Origin of the sequence: Salmonella sp. SAL00653 (genome assembly GCF_046552515.1) — a bacterium.
Lineage (GTDB): Bacteria > Pseudomonadota > Gammaproteobacteria > Enterobacterales > Enterobacteriaceae > Salmonella > Salmonella enterica.
Window position 1 is genome coordinate 74,494 of record NZ_JBGDTY010000003.1, and the last position, 17,257, is coordinate 91,750.

General features: G+C 51.6%; 16 protein-coding genes and 1 pseudogene. 12 read left to right on the top strand and 5 right to left on the bottom strand.

Features of this window, described 5'->3' with window-relative positions:
• Nucleotides 1–135: 135 nt before the first annotated feature.
• The 5 genes from bglX (at nucleotide 136) to ACLJRU_RS05010 (ending at nucleotide 6,359) form a co-directional block, all read left to right on the top strand.
• The gene (gene bglX, locus ACLJRU_RS04990) at nucleotides 136–2,433 is read left to right on the top strand and encodes a beta-glucosidase BglX (RefSeq protein ID WP_001540422.1); all 2,298 of its coding nucleotides are present in this window, start codon (nucleotides 136–138) and stop codon (nucleotides 2,431–2,433) included.
• A 180-nt stretch (nucleotides 2,434–2,613) separates the two neighbouring features.
• Nucleotides 2,614–3,531 carry an ABC transporter substrate-binding protein gene (locus ACLJRU_RS04995; protein WP_000155876.1) on the top strand — a complete coding sequence of 306 codons (918 nt, stop codon included), beginning with the start codon at nucleotides 2,614–2,616 and terminating at the stop codon, nucleotides 3,529–3,531.
• 3 nt (nucleotides 3,532–3,534) lie between these two features.
• Nucleotides 3,535–4,704, top strand: coding sequence for an ABC transporter permease (locus ACLJRU_RS05000; protein ID WP_001278120.1), 1,170 nt, complete (start codon nucleotides 3,535–3,537; stop codon nucleotides 4,702–4,704).
• On the top strand, nucleotides 4,697–5,644 hold the full coding sequence (locus ACLJRU_RS05005) for an ABC transporter ATP-binding protein (RefSeq protein WP_000569173.1): 948 nt from the start codon (nucleotides 4,697–4,699) through the stop codon (nucleotides 5,642–5,644). The genes ACLJRU_RS05000 and ACLJRU_RS05005 overlap by 8 nt, the downstream gene beginning before the upstream one ends.
• On the top strand, nucleotides 5,628–6,359 hold the full coding sequence (locus tag ACLJRU_RS05010) for an ABC transporter permease (protein WP_023235064.1): 732 nt from the start codon (nucleotides 5,628–5,630) through the stop codon (nucleotides 6,357–6,359). The genes ACLJRU_RS05005 and ACLJRU_RS05010 overlap by 17 nt, the downstream gene beginning before the upstream one ends.
• Here ACLJRU_RS05010 and ACLJRU_RS05015 read toward each other — a convergent pair.
• Together ACLJRU_RS05015 and mlrA are read right to left on the bottom strand one after the other, a co-directional pair.
• Nucleotides 6,340–6,447 (bottom strand): protein YohO, encoded by a 108-nt coding sequence (locus ACLJRU_RS05015; RefSeq protein WP_001261696.1) that lies wholly within the window; start codon nucleotides 6,445–6,447, stop codon nucleotides 6,340–6,342. The two genes, ACLJRU_RS05010 and ACLJRU_RS05015, sit on opposite strands and share 20 nt — an antisense overlap.
• Nucleotides 6,448–6,506: 59 nt before the next feature.
• Nucleotides 6,507–7,238 carry an HTH-type transcriptional regulator MlrA gene (gene mlrA / locus ACLJRU_RS05020; protein ID WP_001240418.1) on the bottom strand — a complete coding sequence of 244 codons (732 nt, stop codon included), beginning with the start codon at nucleotides 7,236–7,238 and terminating at the stop codon, nucleotides 6,507–6,509.
• Nucleotides 7,239–7,460: 222 nt separating this feature from the next.
• On the opposite strand from mlrA, the gene ACLJRU_RS05025 reads away from it, so the two are divergent.
• The 3 genes from ACLJRU_RS05025 to ACLJRU_RS05035 are packed head-to-tail and all read left to right on the top strand — an operon-like array spanning nucleotide 7,461 to nucleotide 10,376.
• Nucleotides 7,461–9,146 carry a sensor histidine kinase gene (locus tag ACLJRU_RS05025; protein WP_023235063.1) on the top strand — a complete coding sequence of 562 codons (1,686 nt, stop codon included), beginning with the start codon at nucleotides 7,461–7,463 and terminating at the stop codon, nucleotides 9,144–9,146.
• The gene (gene btsR / locus ACLJRU_RS05030) at nucleotides 9,143–9,862 is read left to right on the top strand and encodes a two-component system response regulator BtsR (protein WP_023235062.1); all 720 of its coding nucleotides are present in this window, start codon (nucleotides 9,143–9,145) and stop codon (nucleotides 9,860–9,862) included. Before ACLJRU_RS05025 ends, btsR begins: the two co-directional genes overlap by 4 nt.
• A gap of 46 nt (nucleotides 9,863–9,908) precedes the next feature.
• A complete protein-coding gene (locus tag ACLJRU_RS05035) occupies nucleotides 9,909–10,376 on the top strand; it encodes a DUF1456 family protein (RefSeq protein WP_000950413.1) in 468 nt (155 codons plus the stop codon).
• A 56-nt stretch (nucleotides 10,377–10,432) separates the two neighbouring features.
• Here the strand turns inward: ACLJRU_RS05035 and ACLJRU_RS05040 are convergent.
• From ACLJRU_RS05040 to metG, 3 genes and pseudogenes are all read right to left on the bottom strand, one after another.
• A pseudogene (locus ACLJRU_RS05040) lies at nucleotides 10,433–10,961 on the bottom strand (YehR family lipoprotein).
• A 171-nt stretch (nucleotides 10,962–11,132) separates the two neighbouring features.
• A complete protein-coding gene (locus ACLJRU_RS05045; protein WP_000703137.1) occupies nucleotides 11,133–11,591 on the bottom strand; it encodes a YehR family lipoprotein in 459 nt (152 codons plus the stop codon).
• Nucleotides 11,592–11,831: 240 nt separating this feature from the next.
• Nucleotides 11,832–13,865, bottom strand: a complete 2,034-nt coding sequence (gene metG, locus ACLJRU_RS05050; protein WP_000195340.1) for a methionine--tRNA ligase — start codon at nucleotides 13,863–13,865, stop codon at nucleotides 11,832–11,834.
• Nucleotides 13,866–14,029: 164 nt separating this feature from the next.
• On the opposite strand from metG, the gene apbC reads away from it, so the two are divergent.
• From apbC to stcB, 4 genes are all read left to right on the top strand, one after another.
• Nucleotides 14,030–15,139 (top strand): iron-sulfur cluster carrier protein ApbC, encoded by a 1,110-nt coding sequence (gene apbC, locus ACLJRU_RS05055; RefSeq protein ID WP_001005424.1) that lies wholly within the window; start codon nucleotides 14,030–14,032, stop codon nucleotides 15,137–15,139.
• A gap of 277 nt (nucleotides 15,140–15,416) precedes the next feature.
• Nucleotides 15,417–15,698, top strand: coding sequence for a YehE family protein (locus ACLJRU_RS05060; protein ID WP_000760404.1), 282 nt, complete (start codon nucleotides 15,417–15,419; stop codon nucleotides 15,696–15,698).
• Between the two features lie 278 nt (nucleotides 15,699–15,976).
• Nucleotides 15,977–16,507 carry a fimbrial protein YehD gene (gene yehD / locus ACLJRU_RS05065; RefSeq protein WP_000830693.1) on the top strand — a complete coding sequence of 177 codons (531 nt, stop codon included), beginning with the start codon at nucleotides 15,977–15,979 and terminating at the stop codon, nucleotides 16,505–16,507.
• A 55-nt stretch (nucleotides 16,508–16,562) separates the two neighbouring features.
• Nucleotides 16,563–17,246, top strand: coding sequence for a fimbrial biogenesis chaperone StcB (stcB, locus tag ACLJRU_RS05070; RefSeq protein WP_023235061.1), 684 nt, complete (start codon nucleotides 16,563–16,565; stop codon nucleotides 17,244–17,246).
• Nucleotides 17,247–17,257 lie beyond the last annotated feature (11 nt).

Consider the following 17,257-nt stretch of genomic DNA (forward strand, 5'->3'; position numbering starts at 1 on the left):
TGTGTATTCGACTGTGCGGAAAATTAGGAGAATAACCTTCGCTTTCTTCTCCTCTCGCGTTTAGGCTTATGGCAAACTGCGGTTTTTATTCTGTTTTTACCGCCTCGTCGGGATAAAGATAAAGAGAGACTCAACATGAAATGGTTATGTTCAGTAGGTGTTGCTGTGAGTCTGGCGATGCAGCCAGCATTGGCGGAAAACCTGTTTGGCAATCACCCGCTGACGCCCGAAGCGCGCGACGCGTTCGTCACCGATTTACTCAAGAAAATGACTGTCGATGAAAAAATTGGTCAGTTACGTCTGATTAGCGTCGGCCCTGATAACCCGAAAGAAGCGATTCGCGAGATGATCAAAGACGGGCAGGTAGGGGCGATTTTCAATACCGTCACCCGCCAGGATATCCGTCAAATGCAGGATCAGGTGATGGCATTGAGCCGCCTGAAAATTCCTCTCTTTTTTGCCTATGACGTGGTACACGGCCAGCGAACCGTCTTCCCGATAAGCCTCGGTCTGGCTTCTTCTTTTAATCAGGATGCGGTAAGAACCGTAGGACGCGTATCGGCGTATGAAGCGGCGGACGACGGTCTGAATATGACCTGGGCGCCGATGGTGGATGTCTCCCGCGATCCGCGTTGGGGACGCGCCTCCGAAGGCTTTGGCGAAGATACATATTTAACCTCCATCATGGGCGAAACCATGGTGAAAGCGATGCAGGGCAAAAGTCCGGCGGATCGCTACTCGGTGATGACCAGCGTGAAACATTTTGCCGCCTATGGCGCCGTTGAAGGCGGTAAAGAATACAACACCGTGGATATGAGTTCCCAGCGTCTGTTTAATGATTACATGCCGCCGTACAAAGCGGGGCTGGATGCGGGGAGCGGCGCGGTGATGGTAGCGCTGAATTCGCTGAACGGCACGCCTGCGACGTCAGATTCCTGGTTATTGAAAGATGTCCTGCGCGATGAGTGGGGCTTTAAGGGAATTACCGTTTCCGACCACGGCGCTATTAAAGAACTGATTAAACACGGCACCGCGGCCGACCCGGAAGATGCGGTGCGCGTGGCGCTAAAGGCAGGGGTGGATATGAGCATGGCGGATGAGTATTACAGCAAATATCTGCCGGGTCTGATTAAGTCGGGCAAAGTGACGATGGCGGAACTGGACGACGCGACGCGCCATGTGCTCAACGTAAAATATGACATGGGATTGTTTAACGACCCCTATAGCCATCTGGGGCCGAAAGAGAGCGACCCGGTGGACACCAATGCCGAAAGCCGCCTGCATCGTAAAGAGGCGCGGGAAGTGGCGCGGGAAAGTGTGGTACTGCTGAAAAACCGGCTGGAAACGCTGCCGCTGAAAAAATCGGGCGCCATTGCCGTTGTTGGGCCGCTGGCCGACAGTCAACGTGATGTAATGGGAAGCTGGTCTGCTGCTGGGGTCGCGAATCAGTCGGTGACGGTGCTGGCGGGTATTCAAAATGCCGTCGGCGACGGGGCGAAGATCCTCCATGCCAAAGGGGCGAATATCACTAACGATAAAGATATCGTCGATTTCTTAAACCTGTATGAAGAGGCGGTGAAAATCGATCCGCGCTCACCGCAGGCGATGATTGATGAGGCGGTGCAGGCGGCGAAACAGGCCGATGTGGTGGTCGCGGTGGTAGGCGAGTCGCAGGGGATGGCGCATGAAGCCTCCAGCCGTACCAATATCACCATTCCGCAGAGTCAGCGCGACTTAATCACCGCTCTGAAAGCCACCGGTAAGCCGCTGGTACTGGTATTAATGAACGGCAGACCGCTGGCGCTGGTAAAAGAAGATCAACAGGCCGATGCGATTCTGGAGACCTGGTTTGCCGGGACGGAAGGCGGCAACGCCATTGCCGATGTGCTGTTTGGCGATTACAACCCGTCAGGCAAACTGCCGATCTCCTTCCCGCGTTCGGTGGGACAAATTCCGGTCTATTACAGCCATCTCAATACGGGACGCCCGTATAATCCTGAAAAGCCAAACAAATACACCTCACGTTATTTTGACGAAGCGAATGGCCCGCTCTATCCGTTTGGTTACGGTCTGAGCTACACCACATTTACGGTGTCTGACGTCACGCTCTCCTCACCGACAATGCAACGCGACGGCAAAGTCACGGCCAGCGTAGAGGTCACGAACACCGGTAAACGCGAAGGGGCTACGGTCATCCAGATGTACTTACAGGATGTCACGGCGTCGATGAGCCGCCCGGTGAAGCAATTAAAAGGCTTTGAAAAAATCACCCTCAAGCCCGGCGAAAGTAAAACCGTGAGTTTCCCGATTGATATCGAGGCGTTGAAGTTCTGGAATCAGCAGATGAAATATGACGCGGAACCCGGCAAGTTCAACGTCTTTATCGGCGTGGATTCCGCTCGCGTTAAACAAGGATCGTTCGAGCTACTGTAAGCCTGCCGTCAACAGGGCGCGATAGCTGCGCCCTGTCTGGCAATGACTTTTCCTGTCCCCCCTTTTATTGCCTGCCACGTCACTTAAACTGGCGGAAAATCCCAGGTTAAACGCAGACTTTTCAACTATGCTTTTTTCTCAAGTCTCTGAAAAAGGCCGTAAAAGGATGAGGAAAGCATCATGACGATCTCAAAGCTATGGGTAAGTTCGCTGGCGTTGCTGGCGACGGTGAGTTTACCTCTACAGGCGGCATCGCCCGTGACGGTCGGGTCAAAGATTGATACCGAAGGCGCGCTGCTCGGCAACATGATTTTGCAGGTACTGGAAAGCCACGGCGTTAAAACGGTCAATAAAATTCAGCTCGGGACGACGCCAGTCGTTCGTGGCGCGATTACCGCCGGAGAGCTGGATATCTATCCGGAATACACCGGTAACGGGGCGTTCTTTTTTAAAGATGAAAACGATCCGGCATGGAAAAATGCAAAGCAAGGCTTTGAGAAAGTCAAAAAACTGGATGCGGAGCAGAATAAGCTGGTCTGGTTGACGCCTGCGCCGGCCAACAACACCTGGACCATCGCGGTACGCCAGGACATCGCGGAAAAAAATAAACTCTCCTCGCTTGCCGATCTCAGCCGTTATCTGAAAGAGGGCGGCACTTTTAAACTGGCGGCGTCTGCGGAATTTATCGAACGGGCGGATGCGCTGCCGGCATTTGAAAAAGCCTATGATTTTACCTTGAATCAGAACCAGCTCTTGTCGCTGGCGGGCGGCGATACGGCGGTCACGATCAAAGCCGCCGCGCAACAAACATCCGGCGTTAACGCCGCGATGGCGTATGGCACCGACGGCCCGGTCGCCGCGCTGGGTCTGCAAACCCTGAGCGACCCGAAAGGCGTCCAGCCTATCTATGCCCCCGCGCCGGTTGTGCGTGAATCGGTGTTACAGGCCTATCCGCAGATAGCCGACTGGCTGCAGCCCGTTTTCGCCAGCCTTGATGAGAAAACGCTGCAACAGTTGAACGCCAGAATCGCCGTAGAAGGGCTGGATGCGAAAAAAGTCGCCGCAGATTACCTCCGACAAAAAGGGTGGGTGAAGTAATCTGTGAGTGATGCTGCCAAAAAAATCACGGTTAATCGTGTGCTGTTGCTGTTGGTTGTTCTGACCTTGCTTGCTGTCGCGCTGCCTTTCATTAATTACGCCCCGAATCGTCTGGTGAGCGGCGAGGGGCGCCAGTTATGGGAGATCTGGCCGGCGACCATCTGGATGCTGACTGGCGCGGGATGCGCGCTGTTTACGCTGTGCTTTGTACCCGGTAAACGCGGTAGCGTACTGACGCTGATGATGGCGCAGACGCTTTTTATTGTCATGCTGTGGGGAGTCGGCAGGGCGGCGACCCAGTTGGCGCAGGAGGGCAGCCCGCTGGCGCGTACCAGTCTGGGAAGTGGATTGTGGCTGGGCCTCGGTCTGATGCTGCTGGCCTGTAGCGATGCGATCCGCCGTATTACCGTTGGGCCGCTGTGGCGCTGGTTGCTGCACGCGCAAATTGTCATTGTCCCGCTGGCGCTGCTGTTTTCAGGCACGTTCGACAACCTCTCGCTTCTGAAAGAGTATACCAACCGCCAGGATGTTTTCGATGCCGCGCTGGTGCAACATTTGATGTTACTGGCGGGCACGGTGCTGCCAGCGCTGGCGATCGGACTACCGTTGGGCGTCTGGTGTTATTTTTCCGCCTCACGCCAGGGGCCGGTGTTTACCGTGCTGAATGTGATCCAGACTATCCCTTCCGTCGCGCTGTTTGGCCTGCTGATTGCGCCGTTGGCCGGGCTGGTGAAACAGTTTCCGTGGCTTGCCGAATTCGGCGTCGCGGGAACCGGCATGACGCCTGCACTGATAGCGCTGGTGCTCTATGCGTTATTGCCGCTGGTGCGCGGCGTGGTCGCCGGGCTCAATCAGGTGCCGCGCGATGTGCTGGAGAGCGCAAGAGCAATGGGAATGAGTAGCGGCCAGCGCTTCAGGCATGTGCAACTGCCGCTGGCGCTGCCGGTCTTTTTACGTAGCCTGCGGGTAGTAATGGTTCAGACAGTGGGAATGGCCGTCGTCGCCGCGCTGATTGGCGCGGGAGGTTTCGGCGCGCTGGTGTTTCAGGGGCTATTGAGCAGCGCCATTGATTTAGTCCTGTTGGGCGTCATTCCGGTGATTGCGCTGGCGGTAGTGATCGACGCGCTGTTTGATTTATGGATCGCGTTTTTGAAGGGAGCAACCGATGATTGAATTTAACCATGTCAGTAAAACCTTCGGCGATCAACAGGCTGTTAGCGACCTCAATTTGCACTTTAGCGAAGGCAGCTTTTCGGTGTTAATTGGCACCTCCGGTTCGGGAAAATCGACCACTCTGAAGATGATTAACCGGCTGGTAGAGCATGATAGCGGAACGATCCGTTTTGCCGGGGAAGAGATCCGCAGCCTGCCGGTGCTTGAACTGCGCCGTCGCATGGGCTATGCCATTCAGTCTATCGGTCTTTTTCCCCACTGGACGGTGGCGCAAAATATCGCCACCGTACCGCAACTACAAAAGTGGTCGCGTACGCGGATTAACGATCGTATTGATGAACTGATGGCATTATTGGGTCTGGAAAGCGCGCTACGCGATCGTTATCCGCATCAGCTTTCCGGCGGGCAACAGCAGCGGGTCGGCGTTGCGCGGGCGCTGGCTGCCGATCCGCAGGTATTGCTGATGGACGAGCCTTTCGGCGCGCTTGATCCGGTAACGCGCGGCGCATTGCAGCAGGAGATGACCCGCATTCATCAGCTACTGGGACGCACCATCGTACTGGTGACGCACGACATCGACGAGGCGCTACGCCTCGCCGACCATCTGGTGCTGATGGACGGGGGCCACGTTATCCAACAGGGATCGCCGCTTTCTATGCTGACCTCGCCGGAAAATGATTTCGTGCAGGCGTTTTTTGGCCGCAGCGAGCTGGGCGTAAGGCTGCTTTCGTTACGTAGCGTAGGCGATTATGTACGTCGGCATGAACAGCTCAGCGGCGACGCGCTGGTGGAAGAGATGACGCTACGCGATGCGCTATCGATGTTTGTCGCCCGCCGGTGCGACGTCCTGCCGGTGGCGAATCAGCAGGGCGAGCCCTGCGGTACGCTCCATTTCCGCGATCTGCTTTCGGAGACGTCCCCCCGTGAAACGACTGTGTGATCCGCTTCTCTGGCTTATTGTTCTGTTCTTGCTTCTGCTGTTTGGATTGCCTTATAGCCAGCCGTTCTTCGCCGCGCTGTTTCCCGATTTACCGCGCCCGGTCTACCAACAGGAGAGTTTTGCCGCCCTCGCGCTCGCCCATTTCTGGTTGGTGGGCATCTCAAGTCTGTTTGCCGTCGGGGTGGGCGTCGGCGCAGGGATTGCGGTCACGCGAGAAAGTGGGAAGGAGTTTCGTCCCCTGGTGGAGACTATCGCCGCCGTCGGGCAGACCTTTCCGCCGGTCGCGGTACTGGCGATCGCGGTACCCGTCATGGGTTTTGGTCAGCAACCGGCCATTATCGCCTTGATCCTGTATGGGGTGTTTCCCATCCTGCAGGCGACCCTGGCCGGGCTGGGCGCGGTGCCTGCCAGTGTGATGAGCGTTGCCAGCGGTATGGGAATGAGCCGTCGCCAACAGTTGTATCAGGTTGAGCTGCCGCTGGCCGCGCCGGTGATTCTGGCGGGCATCCGAACCTCGATGATTATCAATATTGGTACGGCGACCATCGCTTCAACGGTGGGGGCCAGTACGTTAGGCACGCCGATCATTATCGGGCTTAGCGGCTTTAATACGGCCTATGTTATCCAGGGGGCGCTGCTGGTGGCGCTGGCGGCGATCATTATCGATCGCCTGTTTGAAAGGCTGACGCGCGCGCTTACCCGGCACGCAAAATAAAACTGTAACCTGCCAGCATCACGCCGCCGATACCGCCAATAGCCATCAGCAGGAAAAGGGCGATCACCCCGATTTTCGCTACGCGCATTATGTACTCCTTATGTTAATAAAAGGAGTATACATTAAAGCGAATTTGTTAGCTGCTGTTTAAACGCCAAGGGGATGAATGTCGCGTCCCTGGGCGCGCCATGCCAGGAGTTGCTGCTGCTGCGCCAGCGTCTGGTTTTCTCCGCACCATACCAGTAACGTCTTGCCGTCAAACAGTTCCGGGCGGAACTGGCTAAGCGAATGCGCCAACACGTCGATTCGCCATCCCTGTTGGCTGGCGACCCAACCTTCCAGCCACAGGCGGGTGGTATCATGGATATTCCAGCCGATCACCAACGCATCTTTTCCCTGTTTCTTACGCGCAGACGCCAGGCAGAGCGCAATATAGTTGATCAGGATACCGTCAAGAATGCCGAGCAGCGCCTGAAGGGCGGGTTGTTGGCACTGTAATCGTCGCCGCAGCGGGACGAACAGGTTAGTGGTCAATGTTTGGGCTGGATAATCCTGACCGCGTTCTTTGACCCATAACCGTAAACTGTGCAGATTACTGCTTTGCAGATAGTGCAGCAGGATCTCCTGCTGTTCGCGCCAGCCGTTAGGTTGTTCGCTACTGTCGCTACTGAGCAGCACTTTGACTTTGCTGACCTGGACGCCGTTATCTATCCAGCGCTTGATTTCGCGGATTCTGTCGATATCGGCATCGTTAAACAGACGATGACCGCCATCCGTTCGCTGTGGTTTTAAAAGTCCATAACGTCTCTGCCACGCGCGCAACGTGACAGGATTGATATCACAAAGCAAAGCCACTTCACCAATTGTGTAAAGCGCCATCGTTTCACCCTTGCTCGCGAGGTCCCGGTTTAACTTTAGACGCTCTTTTAGGAACCAGGAAGTTTTGCCTGTTTTTTATGCATTAAAACGCGAAGTAGCGGGTTGCGGCGCGGCGTTTAAGTGATCGTATTCACGAATTCATATTTTTATGCAACAGTTCAAAGAAAGTTAATCGTACTCAATGTATGTTACGCGCTTTTAATTGAAGTGTGGTTTGCGGGTATGTACGAGTTTAATCTGGTGTTGCTGCTGCTTCAGCAGATGTGCGTGTTTCTGGTCATTGCGTGGCTAATGAGTAAAACGCGCCTGTTCATCCCGCTTATGCAGGTCACGGTTCGTCTGCCGCACAAGCTTCTGTGTTACGTCACGTTTTCTATCTTCTGCATTATGGGCACTTATTTTGGGCTGCATATCGAAGATTCAATTGCCAATACCCGCGCGATTGGCGCGGTGATGGGCGGCCTACTCGGCGGGCCGGTCGTCGGCGGGCTGGTCGGTCTGACCGGTGGGTTACATCGGTATTCTATGGGCGGCATGACGGCGCTGAGCTGTATGATTTCCACCATCGTCGAAGGGCTGCTGGGCGGGTTGGTACACAGCGTTCTCATACGTCGCGGACGCCCGGACAAAGTGTTTAGCCCGTTGACGGCGGGAGCAATTACGTGTGTTGCCGAACTGGTGCAGATGCTGATTATTTTATTGATAGCCAGGCCGTTTAACGATGCCCTGCATCTGGTCAGTAATATTGCCGCGCCGATGATGGTGACGAATACCGTTGGTGCCGCGCTGTTCATGCGTATTTTGCTCGATAAGCGCGCCATGTTCGAAAAATATACTTCGGCATTTTCTGCTACCGCGCTGAAGGTCGCCGCGTCAACGGAGGGGATTCTGCGTCAGGGATTTAACGAAGTGAACAGTATGAAGGTGGCGCAGGTGTTATATCAGGAGCTGGATATTGGCGCCGTCGCCATCACCGATCGTGAAAAACTGCTGGCTTTTACTGGTATTGGCGACGATCACCATCTACCGGGCAAACCCATTTCATCAGGTTATACGCTGAAAGCAATTGAGACCGGAGAGGTGGTTTATGCCGATGGCAACGAAGTGCCGTACCGCTGTTCGCTACACCCGCAGTGTAAACTCGGTTCGACGCTGGTGATCCCGCTGCGTGGCGAAAATCAGCGAGTCATGGGCACCATTAAATTGTACGAAGCGAAAAACCGACTGTTCAGCTCAATTAACCGCACCCTGGGAGAGGGTATTGCGCAGCTTTTATCCGCGCAGATCCTGGCCGGGCAGTATGAACGGCAGAAGGCGTTGCTGACGCAGTCAGAGATCAAGCTGTTGCACGCGCAGGTGAACCCGCATTTTCTGTTTAACGCGCTCAATACCATTAAAGCGGTGATTCGCCGCGACAGCGAACAGGCCAGCCAACTGGTGCAGTACTTGTCGACCTTTTTTCGCAAAAATTTAAAACGCCCGTCGGAAATCGTCACGCTGGCGGATGAAATTGAACACGTAAACACTTATCTGCAAATTGAAAAAGCGCGTTTTCAGTCGCGTCTGCAGGTACAGCTTGATGTTCCATCGACGCTTTCACGTCAGAAATTGCCTGCGTTTACATTACAGCCGATTGTTGAGAACGCCATTAAACATGGCACGTCGCAACTGCTTGATACCGGCAACGTCGCTATTCGCGCCCGGCGCGAAGGGCAGCATTTGATGTTAGATATTGAGGATAATGCGGGACTGTATCAGCCTTCCGCCGGCAGTAGCGGGCTGGGGATGAGTCTGGTTGATAAACGTCTGCGCGAACACTTTGGCGATGATTATGGTATTAGCGTGGCTTGCGAGCCGGACTGTTTTACCCGAATTACATTACGACTTCCACTGGAGGAGGACGCATGATTAAAGTGCTGATTGTGGATGATGAGCCGTTAGCGCGGGAAAATCTGCGGATTTTGCTCCAGGGGCAGGATGACATTGAGATTGTGGGAGAGTGCGCGAACGCGGTAGAAGCGATTGGCGCGGTACATAAGTTGCGACCTGATGTGCTGTTTCTGGATATTCAGATGCCGCGTATCAGTGGACTGGAGATGGTAGGAATGCTTGATCCGGAACACCGCCCGTATATCGTTTTTTTAACCGCGTTTGACGAATACGCCATCAAAGCCTTTGAAGAACACGCTTTTGATTATCTGCTCAAGCCGATAGAGGAGAAACGGCTGGAAAAAACGTTACATCGTCTGCGTCAGGAGCGCAGTAAACAGGATGTTTCGTTGTTGCCGGAAAACCAGCAGGCGCTTAAATTCATCCCCTGTACCGGACACAGCCGGATCTATTTGTTGCAAATGGATGATGTCGCCTTTGTCAGTAGCCGTATGAGCGGCGTTTATGTGACCAGCAGTGAAGGGAAAGAGGGGTTTACCGAGCTGACGCTGCGCACGCTGGAAAGCCGGACGCCGCTACTGCGTTGTCATCGTCAGTTTCTGTTGAATATGGCCCATTTGCAGGAAATTCGGCTGGAGGATAATGGGCAGGCAGAGCTGATTTTACGCAACGGCCTGACGGTGCCGGTAAGCCGTCGCTATCTGAAAAGTTTAAAAGAGGCGATTGGCCTGTAAAAGACTGTTAGAATATCGTTTTGCCATAGAAACGACCGAAGGCCTCATGCTGAGTAACGATATTCTGCGTAGCGTGCGCTACATTTTAAAAGCTAATAATACCGATCTGGCGCGTATCCTGGCGCTGGGTAACGTTGATGCTACGCCGGAGCAGATAGCAATCTGGTTGCGCAAAGAAGAGGAAGAGGGGTTTCAGCGTTGCCCGGATATCGTGTTGTCCTCATTTCTCAATGGCCTCATTTATGAAAAACGCGGCAAAGATGAGGCGGCGCCTGCATTGACGGCGGAACGTCGTATCAACAACAATATTGTGCTGAAAAAGCTGCGTATTGCCTTTTCGCTAAAAACAGATGATATCCTGGCGATACTTACCGGTCAGTTGTTTCGTGTCTCAATGCCAGAGATCACCGCGATGATGCGCGCGCCGGACCATAAGAACTTCCGCGAATGCGGCGATCAGTTTATGCGTTATTTTCTGCGCGGTCTGGCGGCCCGTGAACACGCGGCGAAGTAATTCTGCGGTATTGTTCCCGGCAGCGTCCTGTCTGACCGGGAAAACGCATTATTATACTAATTGATTCTATGATACCCGCTCTCTTCCAACAGTTTCTGCGAGCGAATCATTGACAGATAGTACGCGGAACAGTTGTCAATTGATGATCCTGGCAATTTACAGAGGTCGCTTATTTTTGCCTGGGTAAAATCAATATCCACATATTCCGTAGCATAGCTATCATAATAGTCGATTCGTTCAGTCAAACCCGGCATACCCTGATAAGCTTCGCCGACTTGACTCAGCATTTTTTGTGCTTCTTCTTTATTATTGGCTTTCAGGGTCTTATAGTAGTTTATGTTCAGATATTTGACGTAAAACGATATCCCCTTTGTAGTAATAGGTTAACTTGATTTCAATACCGTTGAGATTACCTACATAGCGTTGTGTTTCCTCTGACTCTTTGCTAGCGGCTATCTTCTTGATAAACGCTGTCATGTTATTTTGCTTTCCCTGGAGAGTATCGTTTTTCTGATCGCAGCCAGTTATGCTAACCGATAGAGAGAGCGCGAATAGTGGCAGTGCCATAAGACGTAGAACCTGCATAACAATTCCTTGTCGTTAAGTATTGGTGTGGCCAGGAATTCAGGGATTATAGGCTTTGGCGAGGGGACTTACAGCGAGGCTGTCTTTTTTCGGAATTCATAAAGAAAAGACGCTGCCGAAGCAGCGCCCTGAGCGACTTTACCAGTCGATGCAATACATTATGCCTGCCAGTTATTTCGCTTCTTTAAAACCAGCAGCTTCCAGCAGCGTCTGGGTTTGTTTCATGCTGATACCTTTGCTGGTATCGCCGGACACCATTGTCCCTGAGATTTGCTGTAACGCTTTAAAGTCCACTTTTTCCATATCCACAGAGACGTTTTCCTGGGCATAGGTATCTTCATAGGTTAATTTTTCTTCCACTCCGGCGATATTTTTATATTTCGCGCTCAGCGGATCGAGAATTTTGGCGGCATCTTCTTTCGTTTTAGCGCCTACAGTGGCATAGCTGATTTTACTTTCAGACGTCTGCTTAATGATTTTGTCACCTTTATAGGTGTAGGTAATTGAAATTTCTGTCCCCGCCAGGTTTGCGTTAAAGGTCTTTGATTCTTCTTTATCGCCACAGCCAGCAAGAGAGAACACCAGTACGGAAGCCAAAGCCGCGGACAATAACTTGCCAGAAATTTTCATCTAAAACTCCATTTTATATAATGATTGGGTTTTTAAAATAATTTCAATGAATTAATTTAACCCAGTAATAGCAATGTATCAGGGAGAGATAGAATATGACTTTTAGTCGTTATTTAGCAGTCCGGATATGGAGTCTTAGCGCTATTGCTTATTAAGGAAAAAGTTAAAACGCGCGGAGGAGGCGATATGCCAGTCAGGATTAAGCGGTTAAAAAAGCCGGAGCATGCTCCGGCTTGTTGCTTATTTCACCTGCTGGCCAGGCTTCGCGCCGTCATCAGGGCTTAACAGGAAGATATCTTTCCCGCCAGGGCCTGCGGCCATCACCATTCCCTCGGAGACGCCAAAGCGCATTTTGCGCGGCGCGAGGTTGGCGACCATTACCGTCTGGCGGCCGATCAGCGCCTGCGGGTCCGGGTAGGCGGAACGAATGCCGGAGAAGACGTTACGCTTCTCGCCGCCCAGATCCAGCGTCAGACGCAGCAATTTGTCGGAGCCTTCCACGAACTCAGCGTTTTCAATCAATGCTACGCGCAGGTCAATTTTGGCGAAATCGTCAAAGGTGATGGTTTCCTGAATCGGGAAGTCGGCTAACGGGCCGGTAACCGGCGCGGCTGCGGCTTTCACCTCTTCTTTAGACGCTTCAACCAGCGCTTCAACTTGCTTCATGTCGATGCGATTGTAGAGCGCCTTAAAGGTGTTGACCTTGTGACTGAGCAGCGGCTGTTCGATGGCATCCCAGTTCAGTTCGCTGTTCAGGAAGGCTTCAACGCGTTCAGAAAGCGTCGGCAGTACCGGTTTCAGATACGTCATCAGCACGCGGAACAGGTTGATGCCCATCGAGCAAATGGCCTGCAGGTCAGCGTCGCGGCCTTCCTGTTTAGCCACCACCCACGGCGCTTGCTCGTCAACATAACGGTTAGCGACGTCGGCCAGCGCCATAATCTCACGGATAGCTTTGCCGAATTCACGGCTTTCCCATGCTTCGCCAATCACCGCAGCGGCGTCAGTAAAGGTTTTGTACAATTGCGGATCGGCCAGTTCAGCCGCCAGCACGCCGTCGAAACGCTTATTGATAAAACCGGCGTTACGCGAGGCCAGGTTGACTACTTTATTGACGATATCGGCATTGACGCGCTGGACAAAGTCTTCCAGGTTCAGGTCGATGTCATCAATGCGTGAAGAAAGCTTCGCGGTGTAGTAGTAGCGCAGGCTGTCGGCGTCAAAGTGTTTCAGCCAGGTGCTGGCCTTAATAAAGGTGCCGCGAGACTTAGACATCTTCGCGCCGTTCACCGTCACGTAACCGTGAACGAACAGGTTGGTCGGCTTACGGAAGTGGCTGCCTTCCAGCATGGCAGGCCAGAACAGGCTGTGGAAATAGACGATATCTTTGCCGATAAAGTGGTACAGCTCGGCATCGGAGTCTTTTTTCCAGTACTCATCAAAACTGGTCGTGTCACCGCGCTTATCGCACAGATTTTTGAAGGAGCCCATATAGCCAATCGGCGCGTCCAGCCAGACGTAGAAATATTTGCCCGGCGCGTTCGGGATTTCGAAACCAAAATACGGCGCGTCGCGGGAAATGTCCCACTGTTGCAGGCCGGATTCAAACCACTCCTGCATTTTGTTCGCCACCTGCTCCTGCAGCGCGCCGCTGCGGGTCCACGCCTGCAACATTTCGCTGAATGACGGCAGGTCAAAGAAAAAGTGCTCGGAGTCACGCATTACCGGCGTCGCGCCGGACACCACGGATTTCGGTTCGATAAGTTCGGTCGGGCTGTAGGTCGCGCCGCACACTTCACAGTTATCGCCGTACTGGTCTGCGGATTTACATTTCGGGCAGGTGCCTTTCACAAATCGGTCCGGCAGGAACATGCCTTTTTCCGGATCGTAGAGTTGAGAGATGGTGCGGTTCTTAATAAAACCGTTCTCTTTCAGGCGCGTATAAATCAGCTCGGACAGCTCGCGATTCTCGTCGCTGTGCGTTGAGTGATAGTTGTCGTAGCTAATATTAAAACCGGCGAAATCGGTCTGGTGCTCCTGGCTCATTTCACCGATCATTTGCTCCGGCGTAATACCAAGCTGCTGCGCTTTCAGCATGATCGGCGTGCCATGAGCGTCATCGGCACAGATGAAGTTAACCTCATGGCCGCGCATTCGCTGGTAACGGACCCAGACATCAGCTTGGATGTGCTCCAGCATATGGCCGAGGTGGATAGAGCCGTTGGCGTACGGCAGCGCGCACGTTACCAGAATTTTCTTCGCGACTTGAGTCATAGTGGGTATTACTTCTTCTGTTGTAAAAAAGGGCTTTGATAGTACCAAAATGGTAATTACTGCGCCAATCGATAAGGGCATTTATCCGTAAATGAATAATTGTTACCGCTGGAGTAAACTACAAAGTTACAATCGTACTTTTCAGAACTACAAAAGGAGTCGGGATGAACGAACAATCCCAGGCCAAATCACCAGATACCCTGCGAGCGATGGTCGCCGGGACGCTGGCGAATTTTCAGCACCCAACCCTGAAGCATAACCTCACCACGCTTAAGGCGTTGCACCACGTCGCCTGGATGGATGATACGCTGCACGTTGAGCTGGTCATGCCGTTCGTCTGGAACAGCGCGTTTGAGGTCTTAAAAGAGCAATGCAGCGCCGATCTGTTACGTATTACGGGCGCAAAAGCGATCGACTGGAAACTGTCGTACAACATTGCGACGCTGAAACGCGTCAAAAATCAGCCTGGCATTAATGGCGTGAAAAACATCATTGCCGTGAGCTCCGGTAAAGGCGGGGTGGGTAAATCGTCCACGGCGGTAAACCTGGCGCTGGCGTTAGCGGCTGAAGGCGCAAAGGTCGGGGTTCTCGATGCCGATATTTACGGTCCGTCGATCCCAACCATGCTTGGCGCAGAAGATCAGCGCCCGACATCGCCAGACGGTACGCATATGGCGCCGATTATGTCTCACGGCCTGGCGACCAACTCGATCGGCTATCTGGTGACTGACGATAACGCGATGGTATGGCGCGGCCCAATGGCCAGTAAGGCGCTGATGCAGATGTTGCAGGAGACGCTGTGGCCGGATCTGGATTATCTGGTACTGGATATGCCGCCGGGAACCGGGGATATTCAGCTAACGCTGGCGCAGAACATTCCTGTTACTGGCGCGGTGGTGGTGACTACGCCGCAGGATATCGCGCTAATCGACGCCAAAAAAGGTATCGTGATGTTCGAGAAGGTGGAAGTGCCGGTGCTCGGCATTGTGGAAAATATGAGTATGCATATTTGTAGCAACTGCGGCCATCACGAACCGATCTTCGGCACGGGCGGCGCGCAGAAGCTGGCGGAAAAATACCATACTCAGCTTCTGGGTCAGATGCCGCTGCATATTAGTCTGCGCGAAGATCTCGATCGTGGTACGCCGACGGTGGTTAGCCGTCCGGAGAGCGAGTTTACCGCGATCTATCGCGAACTGGCCGATCGCGTTGCGGCACAGCTTTACTGGCAGGGTGAAGTGATTCCGGGTGAAATCGCCTTCCGCGCGGTGTAATCCTCCTGACGTATTCCAAAGAGAATATGACATTCACTGCATTAATATATATTGATGCAGTGAATGTATTAATAAAATAATAGCCCCCGCATTGTTAATTCCTGCTTAAACAGACAGGTGTTTATCTGAAATAATCGGCAAAAACATTATTTGAATTGATCATACTTATCCTACTGATTTATTTTTTCAATTGGTTTTAAGGTATCGATACGTTCATACTGCTCATCAGGACGGCCTGCATACTGTTTGACGTTCACCAGAGGAACAATTACTCACTATGAAAAAATATTTGCTGATGGGAATTATAGTTTCGGCTTATGGGATAAGCGTACCTGTTTTTGCCTCCGACACCGCAACATTAACCATCAGTGGAAAAGTGACCGCGCCAACGTGCAGTACAGAAGTGGTAAACGCACAGTTGCAGCAGCGTTGCGGCAACACTATCCACGTTTCAACTCTGCAAACACCCGCCGCTACGCCGATGAGAGGTGTGACAACGCAGCTATACACGGTGCCTGGTGATAGCACCCGACAGATTGTTGTTAATCATTACGACTAATTCTTATTAATTCCGCAGGCCCATATCATTGATATCAATGATATGGGCTTTTTTATTTGTTGTATTTATATTTAAGGGCAGTAAATTTCGGAAATTAATAAGTTTACAAAATAATGATAAGCAATGATTATTTGTTGCAATTATATTGCAATATGTAAATTGTTTTAAATCAACAAAACATCGTGTTTACATTGCGATAACCTCCTGTCTATGAGAATTTTCTTTGCAAGGGTTAATAACTCTTAACAAATAGAAATTACTTCATTAAGGAAGAGATTATGAAACGTTCACTTATTGCTGCTTCTGTATTGTCTGCTGTATTTATGAGCGCTGGGGTTTTTGCTGCTGATGAGTATGATTCAGGCGTTCTGAATATTAACGGAAAGGTGGTTGGTACTACCTGTCAATTTTTGGGTACGAACACCGCTGAAATTAGACTGAATGAAATTGGTGCGGATAAAATAATTAATTTAACCCCGGGTCAGATTTATGACGCAGTAACTAATCAAACTCAGATGCCGTTGAAAATAAAATGTCAACAGGGTGTAGCGCCGCGTATTACCTTCTCTTCAACGCAATTTGACAGCCACGATATCACATTTAATAACGGGTCTGCCAAAGGTGTCGGTTTTGCGGTTTACTACGGAAGTACGGATAATCAGATTGATCCAGAGACGGGGGTGACACTAGCTCCAAATAGCAGCGGTGAATACGACCTGACTTTTTTAGCACGCTATGCGCGTTTAGACGGTGATGTTGCTTCTGGTGATGTTAGCTCAACACTGACTTTAACGGTTGTTACTGACTAATTTATTCAACCGGCGGCGTTCGTCGCCGGTTTTTTATAAGCAAGGCCGTGTAAATATGAAAATATTATCTGCAGTATTATTATCTGCCATAATTTTGCCTGCGCATGCTGGTATTGTTATTTATGGTACGCGTGTGATTTACCCGGCAGAGAAGAAAGAAGTCGTTGTACAATTGGTGAATCAGGGCGAGCAAGCTTCGCTGGTACAGTCCTGGATTGATGACGGTAACACTTCATTACCGCCAGAAAAAATTCAGGTGCCATTTATGCTGACGCCGCCAGTGGCGCGCGTTGCCGCTGAGTCTGGTCAGCAGATCAAAATCAAGAAAATGCCTAATAGCTTACCGGACAACAAAGAAAGTCTGTTTTATCTGAATGTGCTTGATATTCCACCAAACAGCCAGGAAAACGCCGGTAAAAATGTGCTTAAATTCACAATGCAGAATCGAATAAAATTAATATGGCGCCCCAGTCGAATTGCCGCCGTAACCAAAGACAGTTTTCAGCGGATTGGTTTATTTCGCAGTAATAAAACTGTCATCATGAAAAATGATACTGCAAACTGGATTACCGTGACGGATGTAAAAGCAGGAAATACTAAGATTAATGATCAAACTATCATGCTGCCACCGCTATCGACGCAAAATATTAACATGAAATATGCGTCAACAAGCCAGTATGAAGTAACAATTATTGATGATAATGGTAACTATATTAGTAGCAAAATCAATGTAAAATAAACAGGAGTTCA

What these genes read in the sequence shown, in the direction of transcription:
- ACLJRU_RS05045 (WP_000703137.1), bottom strand. Translation starts at nt 11,591, where the DNA reads ATGAAAATTTCTGGCAAGTTATTGTCCGCGGCTTTGGCTTCCGTACTG.
- apbC (WP_001005424.1), top strand. Translation starts at nt 14,030, where the DNA reads ATGAACGAACAATCCCAGGCCAAATCACCAGATACCCTGCGAGCGATG.
- btsR (WP_023235062.1), top strand. Translation starts at nt 9,143, where the DNA reads ATGATTAAAGTGCTGATTGTGGATGATGAGCCGTTAGCGCGGGAAAAT.
- ACLJRU_RS05025 (WP_023235063.1), top strand. Translation starts at nt 7,461, where the DNA reads ATGTACGAGTTTAATCTGGTGTTGCTGCTGCTTCAGCAGATGTGCGTG.
- bglX (WP_001540422.1), top strand. Translation starts at nt 136, where the DNA reads ATGAAATGGTTATGTTCAGTAGGTGTTGCTGTGAGTCTGGCGATGCAG.
- ACLJRU_RS05015 (WP_001261696.1), bottom strand. Translation starts at nt 6,447, where the DNA reads ATGCGCGTAGCGAAAATCGGGGTGATCGCCCTTTTCCTGCTGATGGCT.
- mlrA (WP_001240418.1), bottom strand. Translation starts at nt 7,238, where the DNA reads ATGGCGCTTTACACAATTGGTGAAGTGGCTTTGCTTTGTGATATCAAT.
- ACLJRU_RS04995 (WP_000155876.1), top strand. Translation starts at nt 2,614, where the DNA reads ATGACGATCTCAAAGCTATGGGTAAGTTCGCTGGCGTTGCTGGCGACG.
- stcB (WP_023235061.1), top strand. Translation starts at nt 16,563, where the DNA reads ATGAAAATATTATCTGCAGTATTATTATCTGCCATAATTTTGCCTGCG.
- ACLJRU_RS05035 (WP_000950413.1), top strand. Translation starts at nt 9,909, where the DNA reads ATGCTGAGTAACGATATTCTGCGTAGCGTGCGCTACATTTTAAAAGCT.
- ACLJRU_RS05005 (WP_000569173.1), top strand. Translation starts at nt 4,697, where the DNA reads ATGATTGAATTTAACCATGTCAGTAAAACCTTCGGCGATCAACAGGCT.
- ACLJRU_RS05060 (WP_000760404.1), top strand. Translation starts at nt 15,417, where the DNA reads ATGAAAAAATATTTGCTGATGGGAATTATAGTTTCGGCTTATGGGATA.
- yehD (WP_000830693.1), top strand. Translation starts at nt 15,977, where the DNA reads ATGAAACGTTCACTTATTGCTGCTTCTGTATTGTCTGCTGTATTTATG.
- metG (WP_000195340.1), bottom strand. Translation starts at nt 13,865, where the DNA reads ATGACTCAAGTCGCGAAGAAAATTCTGGTAACGTGCGCGCTGCCGTAC.